The organism is Roseovarius salis, assembly GCF_044472985.1.
GTDB classification, from domain to species: domain Bacteria; phylum Pseudomonadota; class Alphaproteobacteria; order Rhodobacterales; family Rhodobacteraceae; genus Roseovarius; species Roseovarius salis.
The window spans coordinates 37,159-51,777 of record NZ_JBISDG010000001.1; the positions used below are offsets into that span (position 1 = coordinate 37,159).

The window sequence follows — 14,619 nt, forward strand, 5'->3', positions numbered from 1 at the left end:
CCGCAAGATCTTCGCGAAGATCTTGCCGCGCTCAGCCCTCCCGGTCGGCGTGCGGCCAAAGCGGGTGCGGCACCGGATCCTTGGGCCTGAGGAAATGATCCGCGAAGATCTGGGCGTAGGAGCGGTAGTAATACCCGCCGTTTCGCGCCAGGTACTTCTCGCGGTTCTCGCGGAAAAGCCGCGGCAGGCGGTACCACGCGGCGCCGGGGTGCATGTGGTGGACCACGTGCAGGTTGTTGTTGAGAAACATCAGCGCCAGCGGGCCGGTATCCTCGATCACGACGGTGCGCCCGCTAGCACGTTCGTGCGCGCGATGCTCCAGAAAGGTGCGGATCTTGAGCACGGAAAACCCCGCATACGCGGCGACGAAATAGGCCCAGAGCGGCATCGGCGACCAGACCACCCAGGCCAGCACGAGCAGCACGCCGGGAACATGCATGACCCACGCGTTCAGAACCCGCGCGTCGCCGTTGCGGATCGAACGCCAGTCGTCGCGAAGGAACACCGCCATGCCGATCGCCGGGCCGACGATCATGCGCCCGGCCAGCGTGTTGTTGACGATCAACAGCCGCTGCACCCAGCGGGGCAACCTGGCCCACACGGCGGGATCCATGTAGTTCGATTCCGGGTCGTCATACGGATCGGTCAGGATCGAATCGACATGATGCGCCAGGTGCAGGTCGCGAAAGCGGCGGTAGGGCACGAACAGCCCGAGGCACGCGAACACCGTCGCCTCGTTGAGCCGCGCATCGCCAAAGGGATGGCCGTGCAGCGCCTCGTGCGTGAGAGACGAGTGGAAGGCGATGGCAATCGCCGCGAGCACGATACCCAAGGGCAGCCAGAACACCGCGGCCCAGGTCGTGGCCAGTGCCCACAAAGCGTAGCAGCCAAGCATCAGACCGATTGTCGGCCACTCGATCCCGGTCTCGCGGCGCGGCGTCTCAGACATCGGCGCGCCCCCAGCGAATCCGTGACCAGACGCGTTCGTAAAGGACGTAAGAGACCAGCCCGATCGCCGTGTTGACCGCCGCCATGATGCCGCCCACGGCGGCCGAGCCCGTCATCAACAGGCCCACAAGGCTCATAACCGCAAGGCCGATCACGTTCCACAAAACGGCTTTCACAAGCGTACGCGCTCGCGTCTCCATTCCTTTCTCCTCTTGTTCCTGATCCCGTTCTGGTTACGCCACGAGCCGGTGGCGGCGTAGTCCGAATATGGTTAACATTTATCTGCAATGTTGATATTTATAAACGCATGACGGAAAAAACCGACAAACGCCACCGCGCGGCCCTGTTCCGTGCGCGCCTCGGCGAGGCCATGCGCGACCGCGGCGTCAGCCAGAGCGCGCTGGCGCGGGCGATCGGCGTCGACCGGTCGACCGTGTCGCAGTTGATAAAGGGCACCGGCGCAAGGCTACCGAACGCGCAGATCGTCGGGGAATGCGCGGCCACGCTGGGGATCTCGGCGGACTGGCTGCTCGGCCTGACCGACCGGCCCGAGACGGCCGCCGACATACTGGCCAACACGCTCTCGCTGACCGAGGCGCCGCGGGCCATGGTGGACGAGCAGATTTTCAGATGGCACCGGGAGGCCGCGGGCTACAAAATCCGTCACGTGCCCGCCGGGCTGCCCGACATGCTCAAGACCCGCGCCATGCTGAAATGGGAATACGCGCCGCATCTGGGCCGCAGCATAGACCAGGCGATCGGCGCGTCGGAGGACCGGCTGTCATGGATGCGCCGCACCCAGTCGGATTACGAGATCGCGCTGCCCCTGTTCGAGGTCTACTCCTTCATCAGTGGCGAAGGATACTACGCTGGCCTGCCGCGCGAAACGCGCGAGGAACAGGCCACATACCTTGTCGACGTGGCCGAGCAGCTTTATCCGCGCATGCGGATCTACCTGTTCGACGCGCGGCGGCTTTATTCCACCCCGGTCACCATCTTCGGCCCGATGCTCGCCGCGATCTATATCGGGCAGAGCTACCTCGTCTTTCGCGACACCGAGCGGGTGCAGGCATTGACCGCGCATTTCGATCACCTCGTGCGCGAGGCAAATGTCACGGCACGGGGCCTGCCCGGGCATGTGCGCGCGCTGTGGAAAGAGGCATGAACGAGTCACGTGCCCACCGCGGCAGGACGCAAACCGCGCCCCGCGTGCGGGGCCGGCGCCCTGCGCGCATCTGAAGACCACGCTAGAAGGGCATCGGATGCGCCCGATGCGTCGCGTCGATCTCGTCGAGGATTTCCTGCGTCAGCCGGATCTCGGCGCTGCCAAGCGCGGTTTCGAGCTGCCCCGGCGTCGTCGCCCCGAATATGGCCGAGCACATGAAGGGCCGCGTCAGGCACCACGCCAGCGCCATTTGCGCGGGGTCCATCCCATGCCGCCGGGCGATGTCCAGATAGGCCCCCGCCGCGGCAAAGGCGCGGTCCGTCCGGCGCCCGCCCAGCGTCTCGTTCAGGGTCATGCGCGACCCCTCGGGCACCTGCCCGTCCTGGTACTTGCCGGTCAGAAGACCCGCCGCCAGCGGCGAGAACGCCAAGAGCCCGACATCCTCGTTCACGCTCATCTCGGCCATGTCGGTGTCGTAGAGCCGGCAGAGCAGCGAATACTCGTTCTGCATCGACACCACGCGCGGCCAGCCGTTCTGCTCGGCGATGCGCAGCCATTGCGAGGTGCCCCAGGCACTTTCGTTCGACAGGCCGAAATGGCGGATGTTGCCCTTGTCCACCTGTTTTTGCAGCGCCTCCAGCGCATCTTCCATGTGCGCGATGGTCTCGGCCCGGTCCTGCCCCGACGGGTCATAACGCCAGTTCTGCCGGAACATGTAGCTGCCGCGGTTGGGCCAGTGGAACTGGTAAAGGTCGATGTAATCGGTCTGCAAGCGCCTGAGCGAGCCCTCCACCGCCCCGGGGATGGTGTCAGAGGTGATCGGCGCCCCGTCGCGCGCGCCCCTGAAGCCCTCGCCGGAATGCTTGGTGGCAAGGATCACGTCGCCGCGGCGCCCCGTTCTGGCGAACCACGTGCCGATGATCTCCTCGGTCCGGCCGGTCGTTTCGGGCAAGGTGGGGTTGACCGGATACATCTCCGCCGTGTCGATGAAATTGACACCATGCGCCAGCGCCACCTCGATCTGGGCGTGGCCCTCGGCCTCGGTGTTCTGGGTGCCCCATGTCATCGAGCCAAGGCACAGCGCGCTGACCTCCAGCCCCGTGCGGCCCAGCGGGTTCATCTGCATCTCTGGTCCCTCCGTTCGCTTCGCCGCCCCGACCCTAGCGTTTCTGGCAGGAAGGTCACCCCGTATTTCACGTGTTGAGAACAACCAAAGAACATTATACCTTGCGGGCATGAACGCCCACCTGCTCGACCGCCGCACGCACCATGCCCGGCCCGACCTGACGGTTCTGGGTCATCTCACCCTGCCGCTGGGGCGGCTGCACGAAATCTGCGGGCCGGCGCGGCACATGCTGGCGATGCTGGTGGCGGGGGCCATGCGGGGCGACGTCTTCTGGATCGCCCCGGCGTGGCAGCGCGACTGGCTCAACCCCGACGGTATGGCGGGCGTCGCCGGGCCGGAGCGGTTCACCTTCATCGCGCCGCGGCGGGACGCGGACCTGCTGTGGACGCTGGAGGAAGTGCTGCGCAGCGGCGCGGTGCCCCTTGCGGTGGCCGAGCTGCCGGCCCCGCCGGGAATGACGGCGGTGAGGCGCCTGCACCTGGCCGCCGAGACGGGGGCGACGCAGGGCATATGCACGCCCCTCGGCCTTGTCCTGACCCCCGCAGACGGGGGCGCGCCGGGGATCGAGACGCGCTGGCACATGGCCCAGGCCCACGCCCCGGGCGCGCCCGGCTGGACACTGTCGCGCCGCCGCGCCCGCACCCTGCCGCCATGCTCATGGCGTCTGACGGGGCGGCCGCGCGCCTGGCGGCTGAGCGGGGCACAACACGAATAGGGCTGGCCGCGCCGCCACGGACCGTTAACATGCGGTCATGCTGCACCGCATCATCCCCGTACTCGGCCTTCTGGCCCTGCTCGCCCACGCCGTGGGCGCCGCCCCCGCGGATTACCGGCTCGACACCGCACGATCCGAGGTGCGATTCACCTACAACCTCGACGGCAGCATCATGACCGGCCGCATGCCCATACACGCCGTCGAGTTGACGCTCGACCTTGAAAACCTGCCGGCAAGCCGGGTGCGGGTCACGCTCGACGCCGCCGGGACGCGCGCCGGTTTCTTCATGGCGACCGACGCCATACGCGGCCCAAGGATGCTCGACACGCAGAACCACCCGTTCATCCGTTTCCGGTCGACGGGACTCAGCGGCAACCTGCAGAACCTCACCATCCGCGGCGCGTTGACCGTCCGCGGCATCACGCGGACGGTAACGCTCGATGGCGGCCTGTACCGTCAGCAGGGCACGGCCCCGACGGATCGCGACCGGCTCATCATACTGCTCACCGGCGAGATCAGCCGCTCCGCCTTCGGCGTCACGGGCTACGCAGGTCTTGTCAGCGACCGGATCGGCCTGCGTGTCGTTGCGCGAATCGCGCGCTGACGGCGCCGCAGGGACACGCAACTGACCTGCATCAATGTGTCGCCGAACCCGATGGGCAACCCTGCGCGCGAAGGCACGGTCACAGTCAAAGGAGATTCCCATGTCACATGATTTCAACGGCCGCTCGGCCATCGTCACCGGCGGCGGCTCGGGCATCGGGGCGGCGATCTGCCGCCAGCTCGCCGCGGGCGGTGCGACCGTGACGGTCGCCGACCTCGACACCGCGGGCGCAGAGGCGGTCGCGCACGAGATCACGCAATCGGGCGGATCGGCACGGACGCACATCGTCGACACAGCCGATCCCGCGCAGGTCGAAGCGATGGTGGCCGACGCCGAGGCGGCCGCTGGCGCGCTGCACCTGCTGGTCAACAACGCCGGCATCGGCGGCACGCCCGGCCCGGTGGGCGAGTATCCGCTGGACGACTGGCACAACCTGATCGGCATCAACCTCAACGGCGTTTTCTACGGCATGCGCTACGCCCTGCCCGCGATCGAGCGCGCGGGCGGCGGGGCGATCGTGAACATGTCATCGATCCTCGGCAGCGTGGGCTTCGCCACCGCGGGCGCCTACGTCGCGGCCAAGCATGGCGTGGTGGGGCTGACCAAGGTGGCGGCAATGGAATACGCCCAGCATGGTGTGCGGGTGAATGCCGTCGGCCCGGGTTTCATCAACACGCCGCTGCTGGAAAAGAACCTCGACGCCGAGACGCTGCAGGCCATCGCGCGGATGCACCCGGTGGGTCGGCTGGGCACGGCCGACGAGGTCGCCAACCTCACCTGCTTCCTGCTCAGCGACGACGCGGGCTTCATCACCGGCAGCTATCACCTTGTCGACGGCGGCTATACCGCGCAATGAGGGCGCGCACGGCGCGTCAGCCCTTGGCCCCCGCGCTGGCATCCTCCTCGGCGTCCTCGGCCGCCTGTTCCTCGGCCTGCTCGGCATACCATTCCTGCGCCGCCGCCAGCGCAACCGGCGATGCCGTGGGCTGCACACCGAGATAGGCGCCGGTCTCGTCCACCGGCACGCCCGGACGGCGGGTCATCCGCCAGGCGGCATAAACGGTGATGGCCGCGAAGATCACCACGAGAAACAGCCAGAACCCGTCGGGGCCGGCCAGTTCCATCATCTGCCCCGTGGCCATCGGCCCCACGATCGCCCCCAGGCCGTAGGCGAAAACAAGGCCGCCGGATGCGGCCGCCATGTCGTCCACCTCGAGGTAGTCGTTGGTGTAGGCAATGAACAGCGCGTAGAGCGGGTTGGCCACCCCGCCCACGATGAACGCGAGCACGAGGATCACCTCGAACGGTGTGCCGAGGATGAAGCTGGAGCCCGTCGCCACCGTCCCGATGGCGGCCAGCACGAGGATCAGCACGCGCCGGTCCATCCGGTCCGACAGCCATCCCACCGGGAACTGGCACACCATCGAACCGGTGAAGATCGCGGCGACGAAGGCGGTGATCTGCGGCACGCTCAGCCCCGCCGCCGCGCCGTAGACCGACGCCATGCCGAACTGCGCGGCAAACGCCCCGCCCAGCAGCAGCGTGCCGACGCTGGCCAGCGGGGAATTGCGGTAGAGCTGCAAAAGACTCATCGGCTTGGCGGTCTCGAAGGCGGGCGTCGGCGAGATCGACAGCAGGATCGGCGCGAAGGACAGCGAGACGAGGATCGAGGGAATCACGAACAGGAAGAAGCCGCTCGCGTCGCCGAGGTTCATCATCCCCTGCGCCGCGATCATGCCCGCCATCTGTGCCACCATGTAGACCGACAGCACCTTGCCGCGCGTCTCGTTGGTCGCGGCGTTGTTGAGCCAGCTCTCGGCCGTGACGTACACCCCCGACAGGCAGAACCCCAGGACGACGCGGATCGCCGTCCAGCTCCAGGGATCTGTCAGGATGGGAAAGGCGATGAGCCCGGCGGAAATGAACGAGGCAAGCGCGGCAAAGACGCGGACATGCCCCACCCTGCGAATCATCTCGGGCGCAATCCGGCTGCCCACGAGAAAGCCCAGGAAATAGCCCGAGGTGATGAGCGACAGCTGCAGCGTGCCGAACCCTTCCAGCGCGCCGCGAACACCCATCAGCGTCGCCTGCATGCCGTTGCCGATCATGATGAGGGTCATGCCCAGCAGAAGGGCCCAGACCGAGGCGAGAACCTGAAACATGCCGCTGACCCTTGTGCTGCGCGGACACCGCGTCGTATCGGGCGCGCTAGCAGTGCGCACGCGACAGCGTCAAACCCGTTTGCGACCCCGACGCGGGATTCTGCCCGCGCGCCTGCCAATCGGGCACTGGCCCTCGGCCCCAAGGCCCTTTAAACGGGGCGAAACGAACCCGGCAAAGGCGCGACGCGAACATGGCACGGCACCTTATCACCTCGGCGATCCCCTACATCAACGGGATCAAGCATCTAGGCAACCTCGTGGGCAGCCAGCTGCCCGCAGACCTTTACGCCCGCTACCTGCGCGGGCGCGGGCACGAGGTGCTGTTCCTTTGCGCCACGGACGAGCACGGCACCCCGGCCGAACTGGCCGCCGCCAAGGCCGGCAAGCCGGTGGCGGACTACTGTGCCGAGATGTGGCAGGTTCAAAAGGACCTCTCCGACGGCTTCCGCCTCAGCTTCGACCATTTCGGGCGCTCCTCCAGCCCCCAGAACACCCGCCTTACCCAGCATTTCGCCGGCAAGCTCTACGAGAACGGTCTGATCGAGGAGGTGACCGAGAAACAGGTCTATTCGCTCGCCGACGGCCGGTTCCTGCCCGACCGCTACATCGAGGGCACCTGCCCCAACTGCGGCTACGAGAAAGCCCGCGGCGACCAGTGCGAGAACTGCACGAAACAGCTCGACCCCACCGACCTGATCGACCCGCGCAGCGCGATTTCCGGCTCTACCGACCTGGAAGTGCGCGAAACCAAGCACCTTTTCCTGCGCCAGTCGAAGATGCGCGACGAACTCGATGCGTGGATCGACTCGAAGTCCGACTGGCCAGTGCTGACCACGTCCATCGCCAAAAAATGGCTGCACGACGAGGGCGGCCTGCGCGACCGCGGCATCACCCGCGACCTCGACTGGGGCATTCCCGTCAAGCGCGGCGACGAGGACTGGCCCGGCATGGAGGGCAAGGTGTTCTATGTCTGGTTCGACGCGCCCATCGAATACATCGCCTGTGCCGGCGAATGGGCCGAGGCGCGCGGGCTCGACGACGCCGCATGGCAACGCTGGTGGCGCACCGACAAGGGGGCCGACGATGTCCGCTACACCCAGTTCATGGGCAAGGACAACGTGCCGTTCCACACGCTCAGCTTCCCGGCCACGCTGCTGGGGTCGGGCGAGCCGTGGAAGCTGGTGGATTACATCAAGTCCTTCAACTACCTCAACTACGATGGCGGGCAGTTCTCCACCTCGCAGGGCCGGGGCGTGTTCATGGACCAGGCGCTCGATATCCTGCCGGCGGATTACTGGCGCTGGTGGCTGCTCAGCCATGCGCCCGAGGGCGGTGATGCCGAGTTCACATGGGAGAACTTCCAGGCGAACGTGAACAAGGACCTCGCCGACGTCCTCGGCAACTTCGTCTCCCGCGTGACGAAGTTCTGCCGCTCCAAGTTCGGCGAGGCGGTGCCGGAGGGCGGCGAGATCGGCAATCGCGAAGCCGCGCTGATCGAGGAGCTGGAGGCCAAGACCCGCGCCTACGAGGCGCACATGGAAGCGATCGAGATCCGCAAGGCCGCGATGGCGCTGCGCGGGATCTGGGTGGCGGGCAACGAGTACCTGCAAGACGCCGCCCCCTGGGCCACCTTCAAGCAAGACCCGGACACGGCGGCGATGCAGATCCGCCTCGCGCTCAACCTGATCCGGGTCTACGCGGTGCTCTCGGCGCCCTTCATCCCCGACGCCGCCGGCAAGATGCTGCACGCCATGAACACGGGCGACGCCGCGTGGCCGGGCGATCTGTCCGCCGCGGTGTCGGCCCTGCCCGCGGGCCATGCCTTCTCCGTGCCGGAGGTGCTCTTTGCCAAGATCACCGATGCGCAGCGCGAGGACTGGCAGGCGCGCTTCGCCGGGGCGCGCGCCTGACCGGACTGCCCGGATGAGCTTGACCGGGTTGCGTCGAACGTGCGACTCGACGTGGGTCACAACCAAAAGGGGACCGGTTGCATGACGACCCAGCGATCGCAGGACACGGGCGACTCGTTCGCGCATCTGTTCGACGGCATGCCCGCCCCCGCCCTGCTCCTCGATGCAACGGACGGATCGATCCGGGCCGCGAACGCGGCCGCGGCCGAGATGCTGGGCTATAGTCGCGACGAGCTGACGGGCATGACCGCCGGCGACATCCATCCCCACGAACTGCCCCGCCTTAACGACTTCTTCGAGGAAACGATCAGCCACGGCGCGTGGCAGCGCGACGACCTGTCCTGCCGCACCAACGGCGGCGCCTTCGTTCCGGCCGAGATCCGCAGCACCGCCGTCACGCGCGCGGGCCGCCAGGAGCTGCTGGTACTCATCCGCGACCTGCGCGGCGAGCAGCTGGCCGAGGTGGGGCAGTCGGTGCGCAAGCTCGTGCACGACCTGCGCAACGCGCTGTCCACGGCGCAGCTGCTGTCAGACAGGCTGCAGGGCCATTCGGACCCCAACGTGCGCACCGGGGCAGATGTCATGTCGCGCTCGCTCGAACGCGCGCTCGACCTTTGCCAGCAAACGCTGCGCGCAGGGCGGGCCGAGGAACAGCGCCCCGACCCGACGCGCTTCCTGCTTGACGACGTGGTCGACGACCTGATGGCCACGGCCGTTCTGCCCAGCGGGCTGGGCGCGCAGATCGCCTTCGACCCGGCCGACAGCGTCGCGCTCGACGCCGACTACGACCAGGTCTACCGGATCCTGCTCAACCTCGTGCGCAACGCGTCGGACGCGGGGGCGCGCCTGCTCACGATCCGCGGCCAGCGGGAGGGCGCGGGCGCGCGCGTCACCGTCACAGACGACGGCCCCGGCCTGCCCGACACCGTCGTTGCCGGCCTGGAGCGGGAAAAGGAAACGCCCGGCGGCAGCTCTGGGCTGGGCCTGATGATCGCCTCGGAGCTGGCGGACGGCCACGGCGGCACGCTGACCGTCGAGGACACCGGCCCGGGCGGCACCACCTTCCGCCTCGATCTACCGGATCAGCACTGACAACCCGTCTCGTCTGCGCCGCGGTACTCGGGGTCGATGCGCGTGCGCATCAGGTTGTTGGCATAGGTCGCGATGACGAACTCGCCCACCACCGCGATCACCTCCAGCAACGAGGGCTCGTCCAGCCCCTGCCGGGCGAAATGCGCGATTTCCGACCGGGGCAGCCGCCCCCGCAACTCGATGATGCGCCGCGCGGCCTGCACCAGCAGGCGCTCGCGCGGGTTCTCGGGCAGCTCGCAGGACAGCACCGCCCGCACGCTCGGATCGTGGGCGCCGGCGTCGCGCGCCTCCTTTGACAAGGCGGCTCGGCAATAGGCGCAGTCGCTTTCCAGCGCCGTCATGAGCCCCACCAGCATACGCTCGGCCTCCGTCAGCCGGCCGTTCTCGGTCAGATGGCCGTCCAGCGCCTCGAACCCCGACAACACGGCGGGGTTGGCCTTCAGCGTCCTGAAAAGGTTGGGAACCCCCTCAGGATTCCTCTCATCCGGCTTTTCGGGCGTGTTTTCGCTGTCTGTCACCACGTCTTGCCTCTTCGTCAGCCGCCCGGTGACCATAGACGGGCGCGCTGTGATCGTCCATCGCCTCGCCTCTGGGCCCTTGTCACGATCACGGCACCGCAACAACGCGCCCCGCTCACGGCCGCGTCATCCGCCCGCCGCCAGCTCGATCTTGACCTCGCGGGTCTCGCCGTCATTGGTGAGTTCAAGCACCACCGTGTCGCCGGGGCGATGCTTGTCCAGCGCCGCGAGCAGGTCGTCGATCCCGGCAATCCGCGTCCCGTCGAGGCCCGTGATGATATCGCCCGGGCTGATCCGCCCGCCGCCGGAAAACCGCGCGGCTTCCAGACCGGCGCGGGCGGCGGGCGATCCCGGTTCCACCCCGAGGATCATAACCCCCTCGATGCCCTCGCCGCGGGCCAGCTGGTTGACCCGAGGATCATAGCGGATGCCGATCGCGGGCGGGGCATACTCGCCCGTCTCGATGAGTTCGGGCACAACGCGGTTGACGGTGCCCACGGGCACGGCGAACCCGATCCCGGCGCTCGTGCCGGAGGGGCTGTAGATCGCCGTGTTCACCCCGATCAGCCGCCCCGCGCTGTCCAGCAGCGGCCCGCCGGAATTGCCCGGGTTGATCGCCGCGTCGGTCTGGATCAGCCCGGTAATGGGCCGGCCGCTGCGCGACGGCAACTCGCGATCGAGCGCCGAGACGATGCCCTTTGTCAGCGTCCAGTCGAGGCCGAACGGGTTGCCGATGGCCAGCACGGACTGGCCCACCTGCAGCTCCGAACTGCTGCCAACCGTCACCGGCGCGGGCAATTCTCGGGATTCGATGCGCAGCACGGCGAGATCGTGCGAGGGATCGCGCCCCACCAGCCGCGCGGGGAAACTGCGCCCGTCAGCCAGACGGACTGTCGCGGCCGAGGCGCCCTCGATCACGTGGTTGTTGGTCACCACGTGCCCGCGGCCATCCCAAAGGAACCCCGACCCGGTGCCGCGCGGCTGCTCGTACACGTTGCGGGACCACGGGTCACGCACCCGCTCGGCCGTCGAGATGAACACCACGCTGTCGCGCGCGGTCTCGAACAGTTCGATCGTGGCCTTCTCGTCGCCGGCCAGATCGCCCCGCGCCGTGACCACCCTCGGCTCCGCCTCGGGTTCGAGATAGGCCATGCGCACGGCCGGCATGATCTGGTAGGTGCTTACGACCACCATGGCGGCCAGCGTGACGGCCATCAGGCGGATCAAGAAGCGATAGCTCATCGAAACCCGTATCCTCTCGTTCAGGTTCTGCCCGAGGGTGGGTATTCACGCGCCGCGATGCAACCGTCGCGGCTTTCCTTTGGCGTGGCCGTCTTCTACGCTGCCGTCCAAAGCAGGGAAACGCGGGAGAGCCATCTTGAGGGTCGCGCTGGTCGCAACGGCAAAGGACGAGGGGCCGTTCGTGCTGGAATGGGTGGCGTTTCACAGGCTTGCGGGGTTCGACCCCATCATCGTGTACCAGAACGACAGCACCGACGGCACCGCCGAAACGCTGAACGAGCTGGAGCGGATCGGGGCGATTTCCTATTTCGACAACCCGGCCAAGCGCGGGCGTCACCAGGTCCGTGCCTACACCCGGGCGGCCGAACTCCCGGCCTATGCCGCCGCGGACTGGGCGATGGCGCTGGACCTTGACGAGTTCCTGCTGGTCAAGTGCGGCGGCGGGACGGTGCAGGATCTTGTCGCCGCCCTACCCGACAGCGACCGCGTGCTGGTGAACTGGCGGATGTTCGGCGCGGGCGGCTACTCTTCCCTTTCCGACCGGCTGGTGACCGAACGCTTCACGCTCTGCGACCCGGCCGCGGACATGGCCGAGGGGTTGAAAGGATACAAGAGCCTGTTCCGAACGGCGCTGTTCAAGCGGCCGGGCGTGCACCGTGTCCACCCCGTCGATGACGCCGGGCCGGCGCCGCGGACGGTCAACGGGTCGGGGATGCCGGAAGGGGCATTCCGCATCAAGAACCACCGCTCGACCGACCCGGGGCTGCTGAAGCTGGCGCAGGTCAATCACTACGTTCTGCGGGACGCGTCGAGTTTCCTGGTCAAGGCCACGCGCGGCAGCGCCCACCAGCCCGACCGCGACCTGCGCGAACATTTCTGGGACCGCCGCCAGAAACACGCCAACCGCGATGCGGACACGATGTTGCGCAGCCGGGCGCCGGAGATCCGCGCGGAAATGGAAGCCCTCGACGCCCGGAGCAGCGGGCGCCTGTCACGGCTTCGGCGGCAGGCGCTGCGCCACTACGCCGCGCGACTCGACACGCTGCTGGCCGACCCGGCGAACCGCGAGCTGTTCCTGCACTGCGCGCGAACCGCCTGACATCACCCGCGAAAGAGCTTGGCGCGACCGCGCGCCTCGACCCGTCCGATGGCCGCGGCGACACGCTCCTGCGCCTCGGCGTAGAGCCTGATCTCTTCCGCCGCGTCGGGATGGCGCTCTGGCGCCCCCGGGGCCAGATCGGACATTTCGAAAAGCGGCACATCGCCCCCGTTCAGGAAACGCCGCGCGATCCTGGCATTGCCCGGTTCGAACCGCGCCATGATCCGGCGGCGTTGATCGTTGGTAAACACGTCACCGGACCGCCGCGGCGCACCCGCGGGATCGCGCATCATTTCGCGGGCCAGTTCGCGCACGTTCACGCCGGAATGGCGGGCCAGCGCGCCGAGCTGTTCGGTCACCGCGCGTGACAGGGTCTGGTTGGCTTCATGCGCCGGTTGGACAAACGTATCGTCGGCCTTGTCGAGCCCCAGCAGGCTCAGGAAATCGGCCACGATGTCGCCATCCACCATCGCGCCGCGTTCGAACCGGCGCAGCAGGATGCGATCCGCGCCAAGGGCGTCCGCGAAACTGTCCAGAACCGCCGCGTAATCCCCCAGCTCGTCACCCTTCTTGTCCACGAAGGCCTGCGGCGAAAGGTTCTCGCGGCCGTTCTTGGTCTTTTGCTTGTACATCGCCTCCAGATAGGTGTCCTGCCGGCGGGCATAGACAACCACCCGGGCCTGCGCGCGCAACGCGCCGGGCATGTGGCGCGCCATCGCCTCCGCGATCCCGCGGTCGAACAGCAGCTCGCTCGACAACAGCGACAGGGCGCCGCCATGCGCCGCCGTCTCGGCGGCGATTTCCCGCCAGACCTGGCCCGCCGCCTCGCCGCGCAGCGGCCGGTACAGACGGTTGTGCGAGATGTTCTTGCGCCCGTGCGCGATGTAATGCAGCCCCTTGCCGGCAAGCGCCCGCCGGTTTGCCAGAAGGAAGTTCTGCAGCGCCGTGCTGCCGGTCTTTTGCATCCCGACATGGATCAGGAGCCCCGCGCGCGGAACCGCCGGCCCGGGATCAGCTTTCATAGTCCAGCACCGCCGGGGTCTTGGCCCCCATCTTGTGCGCCGCCAGCCATGCGCGGAAATCGGTCCAGTCCTCCCGCGCGCGCAACTCCGCGATCTTGGCACGGTGCCATGTCACCGCCTCGGCATGCAGCGCGGCAAGAATCGGGTCGGCCATCAGCTCGTCCAGAACCGGGCGCATCCGGTCAACGAGCGGCAGGATCGAGCGATCCTCGGTCAGGTTGACGTTCATGTCGGCCCAGTAGTGTTCGGTCTGGTCGCGCTTGATGTGATTGGTGCGGCCCCGGTCGCGCTTGACCAGGAAATTCTCGACCGAACGGACCGAGTAGTGGTGCAGCCGGGCATGGGCGTGGCTGAACCCGTCCCAGGACCGCCAGCCGATCTGCGCCATCGGCCGCAGGTTGCCGCCGCAGTCGGACCAGCGCACATCGGCCTCGTCCCGGCCGGGCGCAAGGTTCTTGGGCCGGTGCGGGTTGAACCGGCGGAACGTGCCGTTGTTGCGGAACATCGTCTTGAAGCCATGCGCGCGCCCCGATGACGGCGTCTCCTCGTGATCGCACAGGAAGAACTGCTCGGTCACGGGTCGGTCCTCGAAGCTCTCGATGCCGCCACAGCCGAACAGCTTCCACGTCAGCGAGACGGCATCGACCTCGCCAATGGCGTCGATGAAGGCATCGAGCGTCCGGTCGCCCACGCGGATGTTCAGGAACTCGTCCACGTCGATGCCCAGCAGCCAGTGCGCATCCTGCACCCACGGGTGCGACCGCACCCTGCCCAGCGCCTTGTGCTGGGGGTTGTTGCCCGGGCGGATGCGGTTCGGGCGGTGACTGGCAATTCCAAGCTCCTCCAGCCGCTCGACGATGCGGTCGGTGCCGTCGGCGCAGTCGTTGGTGCAAACCACGAAACCCGAGAACCCCAGCGACAGGTAATAGGCCACCCATTCCAACACGAAGGGGCCCTCGTTCTTCATGGTGGTAAAGATCACGCGGCGCGGTGTCTGCCTTGAAAGCCGGGCCATG

General features: G+C 67.7%; 15 protein-coding genes. 7 read left to right on the top strand and 8 right to left on the bottom strand.

The window, feature by feature from the left end:
• Positions 1–31: 31 nt before the first annotated feature.
• Positions 32–949 (bottom strand): fatty acid desaturase, encoded by a 918-nt coding sequence (locus ACH13J_RS00185; protein WP_397541286.1) that lies wholly within the window; start codon positions 947–949, stop codon positions 32–34.
• A complete protein-coding gene (locus ACH13J_RS00190; RefSeq protein ID WP_397541287.1) occupies positions 942–1,148 on the bottom strand; it encodes a DUF2061 domain-containing protein in 207 nt (68 codons plus the stop codon). Before ACH13J_RS00190 ends, ACH13J_RS00185 begins: the two co-directional genes overlap by 8 nt.
• A 107-nt stretch (positions 1,149–1,255) precedes the next feature.
• Between ACH13J_RS00190 and ACH13J_RS00195 the strand changes: the two genes are divergently transcribed.
• A complete protein-coding gene (locus ACH13J_RS00195; protein WP_397541288.1) occupies positions 1,256–2,113 on the top strand; it encodes a helix-turn-helix domain-containing protein in 858 nt (285 codons plus the stop codon).
• Between the two features lie 82 nt (positions 2,114–2,195).
• Here the strand turns inward: ACH13J_RS00195 and ACH13J_RS00200 are convergent, their stop codons facing one another.
• Positions 2,196–3,239, bottom strand: coding sequence for an aldo/keto reductase (locus ACH13J_RS00200; RefSeq protein ID WP_397541289.1), 1,044 nt, complete (start codon positions 3,237–3,239; stop codon positions 2,196–2,198).
• Positions 3,240–3,348: 109 nt separating this feature from the next.
• Here ACH13J_RS00200 and ACH13J_RS00205 point away from each other — a divergent pair, with 109 nt between their 5' ends.
• The 3 genes from ACH13J_RS00205 (at position 3,349) to ACH13J_RS00215 (ending at position 5,414) form a co-directional block, all read left to right on the top strand.
• On the top strand, positions 3,349–3,954 hold the full coding sequence (locus tag ACH13J_RS00205; protein ID WP_397541290.1) for an ImuA family protein: 606 nt from the start codon (positions 3,349–3,351) through the stop codon (positions 3,952–3,954).
• A gap of 37 nt (positions 3,955–3,991) precedes the next feature.
• The gene (locus ACH13J_RS00210; protein ID WP_397541291.1) at positions 3,992–4,558 is read left to right on the top strand and encodes a YceI family protein; all 567 of its coding nucleotides are present in this window, start codon (positions 3,992–3,994) and stop codon (positions 4,556–4,558) included.
• A gap of 100 nt (positions 4,559–4,658) precedes the next feature.
• Positions 4,659–5,414, top strand: coding sequence for a 3-oxoacyl-ACP reductase FabG (locus ACH13J_RS00215; RefSeq protein WP_397541292.1), 756 nt, complete (start codon positions 4,659–4,661; stop codon positions 5,412–5,414).
• Between the two features lie 16 nt (positions 5,415–5,430).
• On the opposite strand, the gene ACH13J_RS00220 is transcribed toward ACH13J_RS00215, so the two are convergent.
• Complete coding sequence (locus ACH13J_RS00220; RefSeq protein WP_397541293.1) at positions 5,431–6,720, bottom strand: MFS transporter; 1,290 nt, start codon at positions 6,718–6,720, stop codon at positions 5,431–5,433.
• 191 nt (positions 6,721–6,911) lie between these two features.
• Here ACH13J_RS00220 and metG point away from each other — a divergent pair, with 191 nt between their 5' ends.
• Together metG and ACH13J_RS00230 are read left to right on the top strand one after the other, a co-directional pair.
• Positions 6,912–8,630, top strand: a complete 1,719-nt coding sequence (gene metG, locus ACH13J_RS00225) for a methionine--tRNA ligase (protein ID WP_397541294.1) — start codon at positions 6,912–6,914, stop codon at positions 8,628–8,630.
• Positions 8,631–8,711: 81 nt separating this feature from the next.
• Positions 8,712–9,722: an ATP-binding protein gene (locus ACH13J_RS00230; RefSeq protein WP_397541295.1), complete on the top strand. Its 1,011-nt coding sequence runs from the start codon at positions 8,712–8,714 to the stop codon at positions 9,720–9,722.
• Here ACH13J_RS00230 and ACH13J_RS00235 read toward each other — a convergent pair.
• Together ACH13J_RS00235 and ACH13J_RS00240 are read right to left on the bottom strand one after the other, a co-directional pair.
• Entirely contained in the window at positions 9,713–10,243 is a 531-nt protein-coding gene (locus ACH13J_RS00235; protein WP_397541296.1) for a carboxymuconolactone decarboxylase family protein, read from the bottom strand. The two genes, ACH13J_RS00230 and ACH13J_RS00235, sit on opposite strands and share 10 nt — an antisense overlap.
• A gap of 123 nt (positions 10,244–10,366) precedes the next feature.
• Entirely contained in the window at positions 10,367–11,482 is a 1,116-nt protein-coding gene (locus tag ACH13J_RS00240; protein ID WP_397541297.1) for a trypsin-like peptidase domain-containing protein, read from the bottom strand.
• 136 nt (positions 11,483–11,618) lie between these two features.
• Here ACH13J_RS00240 and ACH13J_RS00245 point away from each other — a divergent pair, with 136 nt between their 5' ends.
• On the top strand, positions 11,619–12,581 hold the full coding sequence (locus tag ACH13J_RS00245; RefSeq protein WP_397541298.1) for a glycosyltransferase family 2 protein: 963 nt from the start codon (positions 11,619–11,621) through the stop codon (positions 12,579–12,581).
• A gap of 2 nt (positions 12,582–12,583) precedes the next feature.
• Here ACH13J_RS00245 and ACH13J_RS00250 read toward each other — a convergent pair whose 3' ends face one another.
• Positions 12,584–13,603, bottom strand: coding sequence for a hypothetical protein (locus tag ACH13J_RS00250; RefSeq protein WP_397541299.1), 1,020 nt, complete (start codon positions 13,601–13,603; stop codon positions 12,584–12,586).
• A complete protein-coding gene (locus tag ACH13J_RS00255) occupies positions 13,593–14,618 on the bottom strand; it encodes a glycosyltransferase family 2 protein (protein ID WP_397541300.1) in 1,026 nt (341 codons plus the stop codon). Before ACH13J_RS00255 ends, ACH13J_RS00250 begins: the two co-directional genes overlap by 11 nt.
• Position 14,619 lies beyond the last annotated feature (1 nt).